At 72.6% G+C, this 17473-nt stretch carries 12 protein-coding genes and 1 riboswitch; of the genes, 9 read left to right on the top strand and 3 right to left on the bottom strand.

The annotated features are described in order from the left end of the window. The first annotated feature begins 36 nt into the window (after positions 1 to 36). The 3 genes from KIH74_RS22390 to KIH74_RS22380 all read left to right on the top strand — a co-directional run bounded on the left by KIH74_RS22390 (position 37) and on the right by KIH74_RS22380 (position 4706). A complete protein-coding gene (locus KIH74_RS22390; protein ID WP_214158069.1) occupies positions 37 to 1083 on the top strand; it encodes an enoyl-CoA hydratase/isomerase family protein in 1047 nt (348 codons plus the stop codon). A gap of 108 nt (positions 1084 to 1191) precedes the next feature. After that, positions 1192 to 2496, top strand: a complete 1305-nt coding sequence (locus KIH74_RS22385; protein WP_214158068.1) for a cation:proton antiporter domain-containing protein — start codon at positions 1192 to 1194, stop codon at positions 2494 to 2496. 65 nt (positions 2497 to 2561) lie between these two features. Then, positions 2562 to 4706, top strand: coding sequence for a hybrid sensor histidine kinase/response regulator (locus KIH74_RS22380; protein WP_214158067.1), 2145 nt, complete (start codon positions 2562 to 2564; stop codon positions 4704 to 4706). 19 nt (positions 4707 to 4725) lie between these two features. On the opposite strand, the gene KIH74_RS22375 is transcribed toward KIH74_RS22380, so the two are convergent. Further along, positions 4726 to 5739 (bottom strand): Lrp/AsnC family transcriptional regulator, encoded by a 1014-nt coding sequence (locus KIH74_RS22375; protein WP_214158066.1) that lies wholly within the window; start codon positions 5737 to 5739, stop codon positions 4726 to 4728. 115 nt (positions 5740 to 5854) lie between these two features. On the opposite strand from KIH74_RS22375, the gene KIH74_RS22370 reads away from it, so the two are divergent. Next, complete coding sequence (locus KIH74_RS22370; protein ID WP_214158065.1) at positions 5855 to 7393, top strand: MFS transporter; 1539 nt, start codon at positions 5855 to 5857, stop codon at positions 7391 to 7393. A 43-nt stretch (positions 7394 to 7436) separates the two neighbouring features. Here KIH74_RS22370 and KIH74_RS22365 read toward each other — a convergent pair whose 3' ends face one another. Further along, entirely contained in the window at positions 7437 to 9563 is a 2127-nt protein-coding gene (locus KIH74_RS22365; RefSeq protein ID WP_214158064.1) for a methyl-accepting chemotaxis protein, read from the bottom strand. Between the two features lie 147 nt (positions 9564 to 9710). Here KIH74_RS22365 and KIH74_RS22360 point away from each other — a divergent pair, with 147 nt between their 5' ends. Together KIH74_RS22360 and KIH74_RS22355 are read left to right on the top strand one after the other, a co-directional pair. Continuing rightward, positions 9711 to 10811, top strand: a complete 1101-nt coding sequence (locus KIH74_RS22360; protein ID WP_214158063.1) for a hypothetical protein — start codon at positions 9711 to 9713, stop codon at positions 10809 to 10811. A gap of 85 nt (positions 10812 to 10896) precedes the next feature. Then, a complete protein-coding gene (locus KIH74_RS22355) occupies positions 10897 to 11826 on the top strand; it encodes an NADP-dependent oxidoreductase (protein WP_246572869.1) in 930 nt (309 codons plus the stop codon). Here the strand turns inward: KIH74_RS22355 and KIH74_RS22350 are convergent. Then, positions 11816 to 12331: an Lrp/AsnC family transcriptional regulator gene (locus tag KIH74_RS22350; protein WP_214158061.1), complete on the bottom strand. Its 516-nt coding sequence runs from the start codon at positions 12329 to 12331 to the stop codon at positions 11816 to 11818. The two genes, KIH74_RS22355 and KIH74_RS22350, sit on opposite strands and share 11 nt — an antisense overlap. Before the next feature lie 157 nt (positions 12332 to 12488). Here KIH74_RS22350 and ald point away from each other — a divergent pair, with 157 nt between their 5' ends. From ald to KIH74_RS22335, 3 genes are all read left to right on the top strand, one after another. Continuing rightward, positions 12489 to 13604: an alanine dehydrogenase gene (ald, locus tag KIH74_RS22345; protein WP_214158060.1), complete on the top strand. Its 1116-nt coding sequence runs from the start codon at positions 12489 to 12491 to the stop codon at positions 13602 to 13604. 199 nt (positions 13605 to 13803) lie between these two features. Continuing rightward, a riboswitch (cobalamin riboswitch) is annotated at positions 13804 to 14006 on the top strand. 28 nt (positions 14007 to 14034) lie between these two features. After that, positions 14035 to 15534, top strand: a complete 1500-nt coding sequence (locus tag KIH74_RS22340) for an ABC transporter substrate-binding protein (protein ID WP_214158059.1) — start codon at positions 14035 to 14037, stop codon at positions 15532 to 15534. Positions 15535 to 15551: 17 nt separating this feature from the next. Beyond that, a complete protein-coding gene (locus KIH74_RS22335) occupies positions 15552 to 17360 on the top strand; it encodes an ABC transporter permease subunit (RefSeq protein WP_214158058.1) in 1809 nt (602 codons plus the stop codon). The last annotated feature ends 113 nt before the right edge of the window (positions 17361 to 17473 follow it).

Raw genomic sequence — 17473 nt, 5'->3', positions numbered from 1 at the left:
CGTATCTGCGGCCGTCCGGGCGGGTAGCGTTTCCGGGTGGCCACTTCGGGAACCTTCGTCCGGATCGGCGTGCAGGACCGGGTGGGGCGGATCACCCTCACCCGCCCTCAGGCGATCAACGCTCTCGACCACGACATGACCCGCGCCGTCGACACCGCGCTGCGCGCCTGGCGCGACGACGGGCGCGTCGAGTGCGTGATCATGGACGGCGAGGGGCCGCGCGGGTTCTGCGCCGGCGGTGACGTCAAGGCGATGGGCGCCTCCGCGGCGTCCGACGGGGGCACCGCGGTGCGGGCGTTCTGGTCGGACGAGTACCGGCTGAACGCGCTGCTCGACGAGTACCCCAAGCCGGTGGTCACGCTGCTGCACGGCATCACCTTCGGCGGCGGCGTCGGCCTGGGCTGTCACGCGGCGCACCGGGTGGTCACCGGCGACACCCGCATCGCCATGCCGGAGACGGTGATCGGGCTGGTCCCCGACGTCGGCGGCGCCTGGCTCCTCTCCCACGCCCCCGGTGAGCTCGGCACCTACCTGGCCCTGAGCGGCCTGCCGGTGGGGCCGGCGGACGCGCTGCTGTGCGGGCTCGCCGACGTCCACACGCCCGTGGAGACCTTCGCCGAGCTGGCCGCCGCCACCTCGTGGAAGGCGGTGGAGAACCTCCTGGCCACCCGGGCCACCGCCCCGCCGCCGGGCCGGCTGGAACGCGACCGCGCCTGGATCGACCGGTGTTTCACCGGGGACGACGTGGCCGGCATCGTCGCGCGGCTGGAGGCCGACCCGGAACCGGCCGCCCGGGAGGCCGCCGGTGTGCTGCTCAGCCGCTCCCCCACGTCGCTGTGCATCACCCTGACCGCCCTGCGCAACTGCGCGCGGATGCCCGGCCTGCGCGCCGGCCTGGTGCAGGACTACCGCACGGTCTCGCACAGCCTGGGCCGCCCCGACCTGCTGGAGGGCATCCGGGCGCAGCTGGTGGACAAGGACCGCGCCCCACGCTGGCGGCCGTCCCGGCTGGAGGACGTCGACCCGGCCGTCGTCGCCCGGCACTTCACCCCCGCCCCCGGCGGTGACCTGACCTTCGCCTGAATGCACCCGTGCTGCACGGCTTCAGCCGTTCTTCACCGGCATGAGCGATAACTGCCCCCGTCAGCGCCCGTCCTGAAGGGCACACCGACGACGAGGGGCCACACCGTCATGGACAGTTTCGCCACGGCCGCAGACCTGTTGTCCGCGCACGTCATGGCGGCCGTCGCCGCGATCCTCCTGGCCGGTGCCGGGCTCGCCCGGCTGGCCCAGCGGCTCGGGCAGCCGCCGGTGATCGGCGAGATCGCGGCGGGCATCGTGCTCGGGCCCAGTCTGCTCGGGCTGCTGCCCGGTGACCCCAGCTCGCAGCTGTTCCCGCCCGGGATCAAGCCGATGCTCGGCGCGGTGTCGCAGTTCGGGCTGCTGCTGTTCCTCTTCCTGATCGGCTGGGAGTTCAACAAGAACCTGATCAACAGTCGCAGGGGCACCGCCGGGGCGGTGTCGGCGTCGTCGGTGCTGGTCGCGTTCGGCCTCGGCGCGGTCCTGGCCCTGGGCCTCTACGCCGGCCACGACCGGCTCGACGGCGAGACGATCAACCGCACCGGGTTCGTGCTGTTCATCGGCGCCGCCATGGCCGTCACCGCGTTCCCCGTGCTGGCCCGCATCCTCGGTGACTCCGGTCTGATGCACACCCGGGTCGGCGCCCTGGCCCTGGCCAGCGCCGCCGTCGACGACGTGATCGCCTGGTGCCTGCTGGCCTTCGTCTCGGCCACCGTCACCGCCTCCGGGCAGGGCGACCTGCTGGTGATCCTGCTGCTGTCGGTGGCCTACGTCGCGCTGATGCTCGTGGTGGTGCGGCCGCTGCTGGCCCGGCTGGTGGCCCGGCTGCCCGGGCCGTCGCTGCTGCCGGTGCTCGCGGCCGGGGCCTTCCTGTCCTCCTACGCCACCACCTGGATCGGCATCCACGCCATCTTCGGCGCCTTCCTGTTCGGCTTCGTCATGCCCCGCGAGATCGTCGACCTGACCGGCGCGAGGGTGGTGCCGCTGAGCACCCTGCGCGAGGCCCTGGAGGGCGTGGCGGCGGTGATGCTGCCGGTCTTCTTCATCATCACCGGCCTGGGCGTCGACATCACCGCCCTGACCGCCCGCAACTACCTGGAGCTGCTGGCGATCCTGGTGGTGGCCTGCGCCGGCAAGTTCCTCGGTGCCTGCGTGCCGGCCCGGCTGTCGGGCATGCCCTGGCGTGAGGTCGGTGTGCTCGGCGTGCTGATGAACACCCGGGGCCTGACCGAGCTGATCATCCTCAACGCCGGTGCCCAGCTCGGCGTCCTGGACACCCAGATGTTCACGATGATGGTGATCATGGCCCTGTTCACCACCGCGCTGGCCGGGCCGCTCCTGCCGGTGCTGCTGCGCCGCCCGCTGAACCAGGCCGCCCCCGACGGGTCCCGGCCGGAGGCGGCGCTCGGGGTGTGAGCCGCTGAACCGTTCGGGTGAGCGGGCAGCCGCGCCCTCGCCCGAACGGTTCAGCGTGTCGATCAGTGGCCGTGGACGATTCGGCGGCGCGGCGGACCGGCCCCTGGCCGGCTGCCCCCGTCCCGGTCATGGTGCCGCTGTTCGCCGTCGTCTACGCGGCGGCGGTGCTGGTCGGGCGGCTGTCACGGCTGCCCGGCACCTCGCTGTCGCTGGTCTGGCCGGCCGCGGCGGTGGCGTTCGTCTGGCTGCTGTGGGCCTCGTCCAGGGGCAGGCGCACCCTGGCCGTCAGTGCCCTCACCCTGACCGTGCTGGCCGGCGGCATCAACTACCTCACCGGCGCCGTCTCGATCGGGGTGGCCGCCGCGCTGGGCGCCGCCAACCTGGTGCAGGGCCTGACGGAAACCTTCCTGGTGCGCCGCTTCCGCCCGGACGCCTGGCAGTTGCGGCGCTCCCCCGACCTGGCGGTCTGGGTGATGTCCTGCGTCGGCGGCGCGGCGGCGGGCGCGCTGCTCGGCCCGGCTGCCCTGGCCGCCACCTCGCACCTGGAGTTCTGGCCGCTGGCCGGCGCCTGGACGCTGCGTAACGCGGCCAACACGTTCGTGTTCGCCGCGCTGGTGCTGCGGGTGGCCGCGCACGGCCCGGCCGACCTGGTGCCGCCGCGCGAGCGCGAACTGGAACTGGTGCTCGCGGTGATCACCTTCGTGGTGGCCTACGGCGTGGTGTTCGGGTTCGCCGACGGCCTGCCCCTGGCCTACCTGGTGCTGCCGCTGTCGATGTGGTTCTCGCTGCGGTTCTCCACCACCGTGGTGGCCGCGCACGTCTGGCTGGTGGCCGCCGGGGTGCTGCTGCTGACCCTGGCCGGGCACGGGCCGTTCGCGGCCACCTCCCCGGCCACCCGGGTGCTGCTCGCCCAGGCCTTCATCGCGATCGTGGCCCTGGTCGCGCTGCTGCTCGCGCTGCACCGCGACGAGCGCCAGGAACTGATCAGCCAGCTGCGCCGGGCCCGGGCCACCGCCGACCAGCAGGCGCAGGAGCTGCGGATCGCGTCCCGGCACAAGAGCGACTTCCTGGCCACGATGAGCCACGAGATCCGCACCCCGCTCAACGGCGTGCTCGGCTACACCTCCCTGCTGGCCGAGACCCCGGGCTCGCCCCAGGCCGGGGACTGGATCGCCGGCGCCGACGTGGCCGGGCACGTGCTGCTCGACATCGTCAACGACAGCCTCGACATGGCCAAGATCGAGGCCGGCGGGATCGAGCTGGAGCAGGTGCCGCTCGACCTGGTCGCGGTGGCCCGCGAGGCGCTGCTGCCCTCACAGCCACGGGCCGAGGCCACCGGGATCGACCTGCGGCTGGAAGTGGCCGACCGGCTGCACGCGCACCGGCTCGGCGATCCGACCCGGCTGCGCCAGGTGCTCACCAACCTGGTCGCGAACGCGGTGAAGTTCACCGAGCGGGGATCGGTCACGCTCACCCTGGAGGACGCCGGCGACCGGGTGCGCCTGTGTGTCACCGACACCGGGATCGGGATGGACGCCGACCAGCTGAGGAACCTGTTCACGCCGTTCGCCCAGGCCTCGGCCGACACCACGCGCCGGTTCGGCGGCACCGGTCTGGGGCTCTCGATCGCCCAGGGGCTGGCCCTGGCGATGGGCGCACCGATCACCGTCAGCTCGGAAACCGGCGTCGGGACCCGCTTCTCGATGAACCTGACGATGCCGCGCACCGATCCCCCGGTGAAGGTCCCGGCGCCGCGGGCGGCGGAGCCCGCGACCGGCGGGCTGGCCGGCAAGCGGGTGCTGGTGGCCGAGGACAACGAGACCAACCAGCTGATCGCCCGGGCCATGCTCACCTCGCGGGGCCTGGACGTGAGCATCGTGGAGGACGGCGAGGCGGCGGTCGGCGCCGTGCTCGGCGGGCAGCCAGGTGACCGGTTCGACGCCGTCTTCATGGACGTCCACATGCCCGGCACCGACGGCCTGGAGGCCACCCGCCGCATCCGCGCCGCCGAGGCGGAACACGGCCGGGGTGAACGGATCCCGATCATCGCGATGACCGCCAACGCCTTCGACGACGACCGCACCGCGTGCCTGGACGCCGGGATGGACGACTTCCTGCCCAAGCCCTGGAAGGCCGACCAGCTCGCCGCCGTGCTCGGCCACCTGGCCACGGGAGAGTTCCCGCGCCGCAGGGAGAACCAGAACTCCTGACCAGCGAGGACCAGCACGCTCAGGACACCGGTGCCAGCAGGCGTCCTTCACGCATCATCGACCCGTTCTGCTTGAGCCGCCGCAGGATCGGGGAGATCTCCAGTTGCTGAACACCCGGGACCCGGCCCAGGCCGTGCGTGACGTAGCGGTAGAGGTGGGCCGGGTCGCGGGTGATCGCCGTGCCCATCAGGTTGCGGTCACCGCTGATCGCGGCCACGTAGGCGATCTCCTTGTGCTGCGCCAGTTCCCGGCCCACCCGGTCCAGGTCGGCCGGCGACACGGTCAGCCAGATCGTCGCGTGGGTGTCGAAACCCATCGTCTCCAGCGCCATCTCGGCGTCGAAGTAGACCAGGCCGCTGCGCACCAGCTCCTCCAGGCGGCGCTGCACGCGGGCCGGTCCCCAGCCGGTCACCTGGGCCAGCCGGGACACCGGGGCGCGCCCGTCCGCCCGCAGCTCGGCCAGCAGCGCGTCGTCCTGCGGGCCGATCGGGGTCACGGCCTCCTCGCCGTCCACCCGGACCAGCGCCCGGTCACGGATGCCGGTGACCTGCGCGGCATCCAGCTCGGTCAGGTCCCCCATCGACCCCAGCCGCTCGTCGAACCGGTGCAGCACCATCTGGGCACTGAAGTCGATCACCTCCTTGGTGTGCGGGAGGCGGCGCAGCAGCAGGTCCTGACCGCTCTCCGCCCCGTGCCCCTGGAGAGACCTGGCGGCACAGAGGATCTCGGTACCGCCCGAGGTCAGTGACACCCAGCCGACGTCGGGACGCTGTGCCAGCGCGTCGGCGAGCGCCACCGCGGAGTCGGGCCGTGAGCGGATGCGCACCATCCAGTTGCCCAGGCCGGCGGCGAACGGGTCGACGAGACCGACCACCCGCACCACGCCCTGCTCGCGCAGCCGCCGGAACCGGCGGGACACCGTCTGCTCCGACACCCCGGCCAGCGACGCGAACCGGCTGAACGGGATGCGGGGGTCCAGACGCAGGGCATGGATCAGATGATGATCAAGCTCGTCGGTGGTGAGGAATTCCATCGGTTCTCCCCTCCTCGGCGGAGGATTCTAGCCACTTCAGCGTCTACCGAGGCGTACAGAGGTCGACGGTCACCATTCTGTTGCCGACATCAACAAGATCTACGGGAGTTATCCGATGCGTCAGTGGACCCCGCTTCTGGCGGTCTGCCTGGGCACCTTCATGCTGCTCATCGACGTCACCATCGTGAACGTCGCGCTGCCCGACATCACCCGCGACCTGGACGCGGGATTCAGTGCGGTGCAGTGGGTCATCGACATCTACGCCCTCAGCCTGGCGGCGCTGCTGCTGGGTGCCGGGGGCCTGGCCGACGCGCTCGGCCGGCGCCGGGTCTACCTGGCCGGGCTGACACTCTTCGCCGCCGCCTCCGTGGCCTGCGGCCTGTCCCAGGACATCACCGTGCTGATCATCGGCCGCGCGGTGCAGGGCGTGGGCGGCGCGGCGATGTTCGCCACCACCATCGCCCTGATCAACATCTCGTACACCGGCCGGGACCGGGCCACCGCCTACGGCATCTGGGGCGCGGTCTCCGGGGCCGCCGCCGGGGCCGGGCTGGTGATCGGGGGCGTACTCACCGATCTGCTGTCGTGGCGCTGGGCGTTCTGGGTCAACCTGCCGATCTCGCTGCTGGCGATCACGCTGACGCTGATCGTGTTCGGCGACGACGAGCGCAAGCGGGTCCGGCTCGACCTGCCGGGCATGGTCACGTTCACCGCGGCCGCCGGGCTGATCACCTACGCCATCATCGAGGCCGGCGAACAAGGGTGGACGACGAGAACCCCGATGATCTCGGCCGGTCTCGGCGTCCTGGCGCTGATCGTCTTCGTCCTGCTCCAGCGCCGCACCACGCACCCGCTGATCGACCTGAGCCTGCTGCGCCGGCCGGTGTTCACCGGCGCCGTGCTCGCCGCGGCCGTGCTCTCCTCGGCGGCGTTCGGCTCCAGCGCGCTGATCTCGATCTGGCTCCAGTCCGTGGTCGGGCTCAGCCCGATGGCGGCCGGGTTGTCGCTGCTGCCGATGTCGGCCGTGGCGTTCGCCGTGGCCGGGGCCCTGAGCCGGCGCCTGCACGGGGTGCCGGTGGCCCGGCCGATCGGCGCCGGGCTGTTCCTGATCGGCTGCGGCAGCCTGCTCATGCTGCTGGTGCGGGCGGACTCGACCTGGACGGCGCTGCTGCCCGGCCTGCTCTTCGTCGGGGTCGGCGTCGGCCTGGCCACGCCGCCGCTGACCGCCGCGGCCCTGTCCGCGGTCCCGGTGCAGCGCAGCGGCATGGCCTCGGGCGTGCTGAACACCTCGCGCCAGCTCGGCCTGGCGTTCGGCGTGGCCGTGCTCGGGTCGGTGTTCACCTCCCGCGCCGGTGACGTGCTGGCCTCGCGCGACGTGCCGGCGTCCGGCGACATCGCCTCGGCCGTGTCCGGCGGGCAGACCCAGGCCGTGCTCCAGGCGGCGCCGGCGGCGTTCCGTGAGCAGCTGGAGGCGGCCGTGCACGCGGCCTTTGCCTCCGGTCTGCACGGGGCGTTCGCGATCGCCGGGGCGGTCGGCGTGCTCGGGTCGGTCGTGGTGTTCCTGCTGCTGCGCAGGGCACCGGCCGAGGCGCCGCACGCGGGTGCTCCCGTGTCCTCCCCGGCCGTCCAGAAGGACACCACGCCCTCGCGCTGAGCCTGTCCGGCGCGGGTCCGCCGGAGGTCTCGGCGGGCCCGCGTCAGCGGGCGAAACGCTCCACCAGGCGGGTCAGTTCGCGGGCGTTCTCGTCGAGGGTGCGGGCGGCCTCACGCGAGCTGCCCACCGCCTTGAGGGTGCTGGCCACGGTGTCCTTGACCTCGCCGATGCCGGCGCTGATCTGTGTGCCGCCGCCGGTGACCAGCTGCACGCTGCGGGTCATCTCCGACGTCACCGAGCTCTGCTCCTCCACGGCGCCGGCGATGGCCTCCTGGAAGCTGCTGACCCGCTCGATCGCGTCACCGATCGCGACGATGGCCGAGACCGCGTCGTCGGTGTCCGCCTTGATCGCGTTGACCCGGGTGGTGACGTCGACGGTGGCCTCCGCGGTCTGCCGGGCCAGCTCCTTGACCTCGTTGGCGACCACCGCGAAGCCCTTGCCCACCTCACCGGCCCGGGCCGCCTCGATCGTCGCGTTCAGGGCCAGCAGGTTGGTCTGCCCGGCGATCGCGTTGATCACCTCGATCACGTCGACGATCTGCGCGCTGGAGTGGCCCAGCCGGTCGATGACGGCGCGGGCCTGCTCGGTGCGCTGCACCGTCTCCTGCGCGACGGACGCCGCCTGGGTCGCGTTGCGGGCGATCTCACCGATGGCGGCGGACATCTCGCTCGATCCGGTCTCCATGGTGGCCATCGTGCGGGCCATCTCCTCGGCCTCACCGGCGACGTGCGTGGTGCGGGCGGCGACGGCGTCCGCGGCCCCGGCCACCTCGTCCCCCACCGTCGAGACCTGCCCCGCCGCCCGCGACACCCCGGTCGCGGTGGTCGCCATGTCGGACAGCAGTGAGCGAATCTCGCCGACTGCCGTGTTCAGCGCCGAGCTCATCCGCCCGATCTCGTCCGACCCCTCGACCACCTGCACGTTCAGGTCGCGGCGGGCCACCTTGTCGAGGGCGCCGGTGAGTCCGGCCAGCCGGTTCGCGGTGCGCCGGGCCCAGAACGACGCCAGGCCGCCGCCGATCACCGCGAGCAGCAGCGCGGCGATCGCGAAGATCGTCAGCATGCTGGCCCGGCCGTCGCTGAGGGCCTCGCTCGCCGCGGCGTAGTCGGGGTTGTAGGTCTGCACGGCGATGGCCCACTTGTAGCCCGAGTAGTACCTGACCCGCACGGTGCTGTCCGCCGCCGCGGCGTCGCCGGACCCCGGGAGCTTGTAGTCGGCCGTCCAGTCCTGGCCGTCCTCCAGATCCGCCGCGGCGTCCACGATCTGCTGGATGTAGGTGACGCCGTTCGCGTCGGTGGCCTTGAGCGGGTCGTCGCCGGAGGGCGCCGGCAGGCCGGAGGCGATGATCCGGCCCTTGTCCGCCGACTCGTCGCTGTAGATCGAGACCCCGCCGTGGGCACCGATCTTCGTGGCCGCGACGCTCTCGGTGAGTTCCTTGATGGCGTCCGCCTGCGGGACGCCGAAGAAGACCGCCCCGATCACCTCGCCGGACGCGTTCTTCAGCGGGTCGTAGGCCGTGACGTACCAGGTGCCGACCACCTGCGCCACGCCCCGGTAGGACTTGCCCGCCTTGATCGCGGCGACCACGGCGTTGTCGCTGCCGTCGGCGTTGGACGAGGGGATGTAGGTGCCGATGGCCCGCTGGTTCTTCGCGTTGGGGACGTTGGTGGCGACCCGCAGCAGGTCGCCGGCGTCGTTCATACGCTGGAAGACGGTGACGCTGCCACCGACCTTCTCGGCGAGGGTGTCGACGACAGGGGTGGCGGTCTCCAGGTCGCGGTTCTGGCCCAGCCACACTCCCTCGACCCGGACCCGTGGCAGGCGGACGGTCCTGGTCTCCTGCGTGACCTGGTTGGTGGCCTCCCATGTGGCCGAGGGTGTGCCGAGCTGGAGGCCGCCCTTCTCCGCCAGATCGGCCAGGGCGACGGTGTTGGCCCGGTTCACCCGGTCCTGCGTGGCCGCCCCCGCGTTGGACACGAGCTGGTAGACCTGCGAGGTGAGACTGTCGAGCTCGCTGTCGCGCTGATCGGCGATCGTGTCGTCGGCCCGCGCGCTGAACACCGCGCTCTGCCAGGCCGCCACACCCCCCAGCACGGCCGCCGTCAGCACGATGCTCCCGACCCCGAGCAGCAGCAGGGTGGCCCTCAGCGAGACAGTCCGTCTTCCCACACGTCCCCATCGGCCGCCCCACGCCCCACCTGAACCACTTCGGACGCGGCGCCCGGAACTACGGACAGCTACCGGGGGCACGATCGTTGTTATGATCTCGGGCTTATCGGGCGAACGCCGCCGGACAGGACACGGAACGGGGACACGGTGCGCGCTGCGGCGACGGTGGTGAGTTACCTGACGACTCTGGCGCTCTGGCGGGCCCGGCACCTCGACGCCCTGAACGCCGACGAGGCGAACCGGCGGATGCTCGCCGCCATCACCGACCTGCACAACACCGTGGCTGCGCGGGAGCAGACCGACCACCTACTCCGCCTGCTCCAGACAGACATCGGCAGCGGGACCTTCGAACGACGCACCCAAGGCCGGCTACAGCTGGCACTCGAGGACGAACTGGGCCGGGACGAGGCGTTCGGGCGGCAGGTGACCGATGTGCTGAACCGGATCCGGGCAGAAGAAGCACAGCGCTCGACGTCGTTCCTCAAGGACGTCACCCGCGCGATCAAGGATCAAGAGGGCCTGAAGGGAGCGGTACGCCTCCTCCAGGACTACACACGCGCCGGCCTTGCACCAGCATTGATCGTTGCGGCAGGAATCCTCGCGGTGACCGTCACCGTCATCGCGGGTGGCGTCACCGTGATCAATCGTGCCGAGGAACCCGCGTCTCCACAGCCCACACCGAATTTCCCGGTTCAGGGCACCACGACGAACGGGCAGCCTGACCCAGCAGTCACGCCAGACCTGTCTTTCGGCCCGATCACAACCATCCAGACACCAGAGGGCTTCAAATATCAGATCCAGGCGACGTCCTTGTCGTGGCAGTCCCAGGTCGGTAGCGAAGTTGCTCCACCCGGGAAGGGCTTCGTGTCCATCACGGTCAGGGCCACGAACCTGCTGCCCGGCACACCGGCTCCGGATCCGCTGCTCGATGAATCGGCATCCGTAGGCTTTCTCTTCCCGGAATCCTCGAAAAGCTCAACCGGTGACGGGTGTCCTGCTGGTCTGCCCGTCCTCGAGGTGAGCGCCCGTGGTCGTCCCGTCGGCAGATGCTTCGAACCGGTCACCGTAGACACCGTCAGAACCGATCTCACCGCTGTCGACGACGAGGCTGTCCTGGCACCTGCCGGCAGTCGTGACCTCGTCCTGACCAGCGACACGTCCGTCCCTTCGTCGGGACGACTCGACGACATAGAGTTCTGGGCCCAAGTAGGCGGCACCGGAGAGTTCACCGCCCTGCCTCTCCCCTGACCACCCCCGCCCCCGTGTCGCCGCGAGGAACATCCGCGATACCGGCAAGATCTCCCAGGACGGGACCGGGAAGGGAAGATGCGGTATGGATCGCAGGTGGGTGGCCACTCGTTTCGGCGGGCCCGAGGTGCTGGAGCTGGTGGAGTACGAGGCGCCGGAGCCCGGGCCCGGTGAGGTGACGATCGGGGTGCGGGCGGCGGGGGTGAATCCGGCCGATCTCAAGGGATTCGCGGCGGGGCAGGACGAGGGGTTGCTGCCCCGGGCTGTCGGGTTCGAGGTGGCCGGGGTGATCGAGGCGGTCGGGCCGGCTCTGGACGGGCGGGCGTTCTCGCCCGGCGACGAGGTGCTGGCCTTCCAGGTGACGGGCGGGTACGCCAGCCGCATCACCACACTCGCACGCAACGTGTTCGCCAAGCCACCGCCCCTCGGCTTCGCCGAGGCCGCGAACCTGCTCCTGGCCGGGGTCACGGCGGCCGACATGCTGCACGTCACCGGGGTGACGTCCGGCGACACGATCATTCTGCACGGGGCGTCCGGGGCCGTCGGGGTGAGCGTGCTCCAGCAGGCCAGGGGTCTGGGGGCGCGGGTGATCGGAACCGCGTCGGACCGTAACGCCGACGTCGTCCGCCGGTTCGGGGGTGTGCCCGTGCGGTACGGCGACGGGCTGCTGGAACGGCTGCGGGACCTGGCTCCGCGGGGATACGTCGCCGCCCTCGACACCGTCGGCACGGACGAGGCCGCGGACGTCTCACTGGCCCTGGTCCCCGACCGCCGCCGCATCGTGACGATCGCCGGCTGGGACCGGGCGCAGCGGGACGGGTTCCTCGCGGTCGGCGGCTCCACGCCGGAGAGCCGGGCCTTCCGCAACCGCTCCCGTCAGCCCCTCGTCGAGCTGGCCGCGGCCGGCCACCTGGTGGTGCCGGTGGCCCGCACCTTCCCCCTCGACCAGGCCCCGGCCGCGCTCGAGCTGCTGCGCGGCGGGCACCCGGGCGGCAAGCTCGCGCTCATCCCGTAGGGCCGGCCGGGCCGATCCCACCGGTGACGTGCTCGAAGATCACGTTGGTCTCGGTGAACGCCACCTCACGCCGGGCGCTCAGGTGCCGCACCACGAAATCCCGCAGAGCGTCCGGCGTCTCGACCGCGATGTGCACCTGGAAGTCGTTGGCGCCACCGAGGAAGAACACATTGAGGACGCCGGGGAGCTCCGCCATCTCCCGGGCGAACGCCCCGATCCGGTGCCGGGACGGCGTGGCCAGGCGGACCGCGACGAGCGCCTGCAACGGCCGCCCCAGCGCGGCCGGTGACAGCTCGGCCCGGAAACCCCTGATCACCCCGGCGTCCTGGAGCCGGCGCACCCGCATCAGGCAGGTCGACGGGGCCACGCCGACCTGGGCGGCGAGCGCGTTGTTCGGCATGCGGGCGTCGCTGGTCAGGGCACTGAGGATGGCCCGGTCGATGTCGTCCAGCTCGGCCGCCACGGTGCCGCGTGGCCCGGCGCCGGGCCGACGATCGTTCGCCATTTCGGCTCCTCCAGCAGCTCCCGGTCAAATCTTTCAGCAGATTAACCCAAGGATCTCGAACCTTCTTCGGTGAAACAACCTGGTAACAGAATCTGGACGCACTCTCTTGCCACCCGAGAACCACCACCACAGCGCAAGTGAGCGAGCGGAGCGGAACATGCTGGTCGGCGTCCCCAAGGAGATCAAGAACCACGAGTACCGGGTGGCGATCACGCCCGCGGGTGTGCGGGAACTGACGCTGCGCGGTCACGACGTGGTGATCGAGCGCGGCGCCGGGACCGGTTCCTCGATCCCCGACGCGGATTTCGAGGCGGCCGGGGCGAAGCTGCTCGAAACCGCGGGCGAGGTCTGGTCTTCCGCGGAGCTGCTGCTCAAGGTGAAGGAGCCGGTGGCGTCCGAGTACCCGCTGATGCGGGCCGGGCAGACGCTGTTCACCTACCTGCACCTGGCCGCCTCGCGGGAGTGCACCGACGCGCTGCTGGCCTCCGGCACCACGGCGGTGGCCTACGAGACGGTGCAGACCGCCTCCGGGGCCCTGCCGCTGCTGGCGCCGATGAGCGAGGTCGCGGGGCGCCTGGCCCCGCAGGCCGGCGCCCACCACCTGATGCGCTCGGCCGGTGGCCGGGGCGTGCTGCTCGGCGGAGTGCCCGGCGTGCGCCCGGCCCGGGTCGTCGTCATCGGCGCCGGCATCTCCGGGATGAACGCCGCCACCGTCGCCGCCGGGATGGGCGCCGACGTGCAGCTGCTCGACCTGAACGTGGAGCGGCTGCGGGAGGCCGACCGGGTGTTCGGGGGCCGGGTGACGACGATCGCGTCGTCCGCCTTCGAGATCGAGAAGGCCTGCCTGGAGGCCGATCTGGTGATCGGCGCGGTGCTGGTGCCGGGTGCCAAGGCGCCGACCCTGATCAGCAACGAGCTGGTCTCGCGAATGCGGCCGGGCGCGGTGCTCGTCGACATCTCGATCGACCAGGGCGGTTGCTTCGAGGACTCCCGGCCCACCACCCACGCCGAGCCCACCTACGCCGTGCACGGCACCGTCTTCTACTGTGTCGCGAACATGCCCGGCGCGGTGGCGAACACGTCGACGAACGCCCTCACCAACGTCACCCTGCCGTACGCGGTCAGCCTGGCCGGGCGGGGCTGGAAGGACGCGCTGCGCGCCGACGCCGCTCTGGCCCGCGGCCTGAACACGCACGAGGGCAGGCTCACCTACGCGCCGGTGGCCCAGGCCCACGGGCTCGAGCACACGAGCACGGCAGACCTTCTCGGCTAGACGTCCCTCACCGGAGTGCACGGTCGGACCGCGCGCCACCGCCGGCTCGCCGCGACCCGGCGGGCCGCCGGATCGCGGCGAGCCCGGCCGGGCGGTCGCGGGCCCTCGTCGTCCATGATGGTGCTTCGCAGGCGAAACCTGATGAGATGAACAGGCATTCATGCGTGAACCCCGCCCACCACTCCGGGCGGAACGTGGGGTACGTTGACCGGGCCGTGGTGTTCGGGAATTCCGGTGCGAGACCGGAGCGGCCCTCGCCACTGTGATCGGGAAGCTGCCGGTTCGCGTAGTCCGCAACCGGGCGCCACTGGGTGGTCCTCCGCCTGGGAAGGTGCGCCGGCAGCGCTGGGGCCACCCCCTGCACCCGGGAGCCAGGAGACCGGCCACGGCACCGTTTCGCAACCACGAGGTGCTGGAGGCGGTCCGTTCCATGGGCCATGCGCGTGTTCTGAGGTCGTCCGCGGTCGCGGCGGCCGTCGTCCTCTCCCTGTCCCTGGCCGCCTGCGGAAGCTCCGGCGGCACCGCCTCCGGCGAACGGCGCACGCTGCGGTACGCGTACGCGTTCACCCCGGTCGCGGCGCTCTCGCCGTACAGCGACGATGCGGTGACCAGCTACGGGGTGGGCGCGACCGAGACACTGGCCAGGCTCGACGCCTCCGGCGCCCCGGAGCCCTCGCTGGCCACCTCCTGGACCCGGACCGACGCCACGACCTGGGAACTCACCCTGCGCGAGGGCGTCACGTTCCAGGACGGCACACCGATGGACGCCGAGGCGGTGGCCGGGTCGCTCACCCACGCGGCGCAGGCCGACCCGGCGCCGCGCGCGCTGTCCGGCACCGAGCTGACCGTGACGGCGGAGGGTGACGACACGGTGCGGATCGTCACCGGCACCGCGGACCCGGTGCTCGTGCAGCGGCTGACCTCACCGGAACTGGCCGTGCTGTCGGCCAAGGCGTACGAGGACGACGCGGCGGCGCCGTCGGTGATCGGGACCGGCACCGGGCCGTACACGATCACCCGGCTGAACGGCACCACGTCGGCCGACCTGACCGCGAACGACGGCTACTGGGGCGGCAGACCGGCGCTGGCCGGGATCGAGCTGAGCTTCGTTGCGGACGGCGACCAGCGGGCGTCCGCGCTGCGGGCCGGGCAGACCGACGTGGCGCAGGCCCTGCCCGCCGACCAGCTGAGCCAGGTCGGCGCCGACCACGTGCTGGCCGTGCCGCTGCCACGCACCGTGTCGATCCACCTGACCCAGAGCTCGGCCGTGTTCCGCGACGCCGGACAGCGCGAGGCCGCCCGGGAGGCCGTGCAGGACCTCGACCTGGCCGGCACCGTCTACGCCGGCGCGGCCGACCCGGCGAAGGGGCTGTTCTCCTCGGTGTCGACCTGGGCGGACGACCGCCCGGCCGCCGACTACCCGCAGGCCACCACCCCGCAGGACCGGCAGATCACCCTGGCCACGTTCAGCGACCGGCCGGAGATGGCCGAGATCGCCGCCGTGGTGGCCGATCGCTGGCGCAAGGCCGGTTTCACGATGAAGACGGTGGTGCGCGAGTACAACCAGATGGAGAAGGACTTCCTCGACGGCACCTACGACGCGGTGATCATGAGCCGGTCGTACGGGCAGGACACCGCCGACCCGATCAGCTACCTGCAATCCGACTTCGGCTGCGACGGCGGCTACAACATCAGCCGGTACTGCGACGAGGACCTCGACTCCGAGCTGGCCGACGCCGCGCGGCAGGCCGGCGTGGACGCCCGGAACCAGGCCGCCGTGGCCGCCGAGCACGAGGTGCTCTCCGCCGTCGCGGTGATCCCGCTGGTGCACGACCGCACCCAGTTCGGCCTGGCCGACGGGGTGTCGGGGCTGGCCCGGGACCCGTGGGAGCGGGCGGTCGTCACGGCGGAAACCACGCTGGGCGACTGATTTCCGGGTTTCTGACGGTGGGGCACAACCGGTGGTGGGGGACCCCGCTGCGCACCGGGGGCACGTTCCTGGCGCTGCTGCTCGCGGTCGCGGCGCTGCCCTGGCTGCGGGGCGAGGACCCGGCGGCCACCGTGCTGCGGGTGCGTTTCCGGGCGCGGGGTGACGACCCGGAGGCCGTCGCGGCGCTGCGCCGCGAGCTGGATCTTCCGTCGTCACCGCTCGCCGGGGTGCTGACGTGGGTGCGGGACGCCCTGCACGGCGACCTCGGCACCGGCTGGGTCAGCGGACAGCCGGTCGGCGGGCTGGTCGGCCCGGCGCTGGTCACGTCGCTGACGCTGGCGGGCACCGCTCTGCTGGTCGCGGTGCTGGTCGCCGGGTCGCTGCTGACCCCGGCGATCCGTCAGGGGACGTCCGGGGCCGGCGACCGCCGCACGGTCCGGGCCCGGTGGGCCCGGTTGCTGTCGGGGCAGGTTCCCGCGGCGCTGGCGGCGCTGCCCGAGGTGGTGGTGGCGGTGGCCGGGGTGCTGCTGTTCGCCGTGACCTGGCGGCTGCTACCGGTTTTCGGCTGGAACGGCGTGTCCAGCGGGGTGCTGCCCGGCCTGGCGCTCGGTCTGCCGGCCGGAGGGCTGCTGGCGCGCATGCTGTCGGCGACGGTGGAGCAGACGCTGACCGAGCCCTGGGTGCGGGCCTGGCGGGCGTCCGGGCTGGACCTGCGCCCGATGCGGCGGGCGGTGCTGCGCCGGGTGGTGGCCGTGGGGACGCCGCAGGCCGTGGTGGTGGGCATGTCGATCGTCGGGTCGTCGGTGGCGGTCGAGAAGGTGTTCTCGATCCCCGGCGCGGGCACGCTCGCGCTCGACGCGGTGCTGGCCGAGGACCTGCCCGTGGTGCAGGCGGTGCTGGCCGGGTTCGTGGTCACCGGGCTGGTGGCGGCGGCCCTGGCTGCCGCCGTGCACCGCGGGCTGGCGGTTCCGGACGCCGAGCGCACGGTGGGTGCCCCGGCCCACCTGGGTGCGGGTCGGGCCGGGGTCGATGGTGGACGACGAAAGCCCCGGCTTCCCCCGCCCGGGTTCCTCGGGCCGGGGCTGTTGCTGGCCGTTCTCGCTGCCGGGCTGCTGCGCGACGGCACGGGCACCGACCTGTCCGCGCGGCTCGCCGCCCCTGGCGCGGCGCATCCGCTGGGCGCGGACGCGGTGGGGCACGACCAGTGGGGACGCCTGGCCGAGGGCACCCTGCTCACCGTGTCGCTGGCCGCGGCGATCAGCGTCGCGGCCCTGGTCGTGGGGGCGCTCGTGGGTACGGCGGCCGGGCTGGGCGGGGATGTCGGGCGGGGCGGGGCGATGTCCGGGCCGGGGGCGCTGGACGTGCTCGCGACCGTGCCGTCGAACCTGGCCGGGCTGCTGGTGGCGGCCGCTCTCGGGCCGGGACTGCGCGGCGCCTGCCTGGCGGTTCTGCTGGTGGCCTGGATCCCGCTGGCCGTGCACGCCCGCACGCTGGCGTCGGAGGTCCGCAGCGCCGGGTACGTGCGCGCGGCGGTGCTGGCCGGGGCCGGGCCCGGGCGGCTGCTGCGGGTGCACGTGCTGCCCGCCGTGCTCGGGCCGTTGCTGCGTCACGCGCTGGTGCGGCTGCCGGCGGCCGCGCTGGGCATCGCCGGGCTCAGCTTCCTCGGGCTCGGCGCCGACCCGGACCAGCCCGAGCTCGGCGCGATGCTGGCCGCCGGTGTCGGCTACCTCGGTGCCGCGCCCTGGCTGGTGCTCGGGCCCGCCGGGGTGCTGGTCGTGCTGGCGGTGCTGACCAGCGGCGGTCGCGGGAGAGATCGTTCGGGATGACCGATCACGGCCGTGGGCACAGCGTAGAGGGGACCCTTCGCGGATTTTGACACCACCCTCGGCGGGAAGGTGGTGTCAAACCGCGAAAGGGTGTCCCCCCTGGCCGCGCACCC

Source organism: Kineosporia corallincola (genome assembly GCF_018499875.1).
Classification (GTDB): Bacteria; Actinomycetota; Actinomycetes; order Actinomycetales; family Kineosporiaceae; genus Kineosporia; species Kineosporia corallincola.
The sequence above is the reverse complement of the archived record's forward strand: the minus strand, read 5'-3'. Positions and strand labels throughout refer to the sequence as shown.

Excerpts from the sequence above, each read along its gene's own strand:
- KIH74_RS22375 (WP_214158066.1), bottom strand. The coding sequence starts at position 5,739 with ATGGAATTCCTCACCACCGACGAGCTTGATCATCATCTGATCCATGCC.
- KIH74_RS22385 (WP_214158068.1), top strand. The coding sequence starts at position 1,192 with ATGGACAGTTTCGCCACGGCCGCAGACCTGTTGTCCGCGCACGTCATG.
- KIH74_RS22340 (WP_214158059.1), top strand. The coding sequence starts at position 14,035 with ATGGGCCATGCGCGTGTTCTGAGGTCGTCCGCGGTCGCGGCGGCCGTC.
- KIH74_RS22370 (WP_214158065.1), top strand. The coding sequence starts at position 5,855 with ATGCGTCAGTGGACCCCGCTTCTGGCGGTCTGCCTGGGCACCTTCATG.
- ald (WP_214158060.1), top strand. The coding sequence starts at position 12,489 with ATGCTGGTCGGCGTCCCCAAGGAGATCAAGAACCACGAGTACCGGGTG.
- KIH74_RS22355 (WP_246572869.1), top strand. The coding sequence starts at position 10,897 with ATGGATCGCAGGTGGGTGGCCACTCGTTTCGGCGGGCCCGAGGTGCTG.
- KIH74_RS22350 (WP_214158061.1), bottom strand. The coding sequence starts at position 12,331 with ATGGCGAACGATCGTCGGCCCGGCGCCGGGCCACGCGGCACCGTGGCG.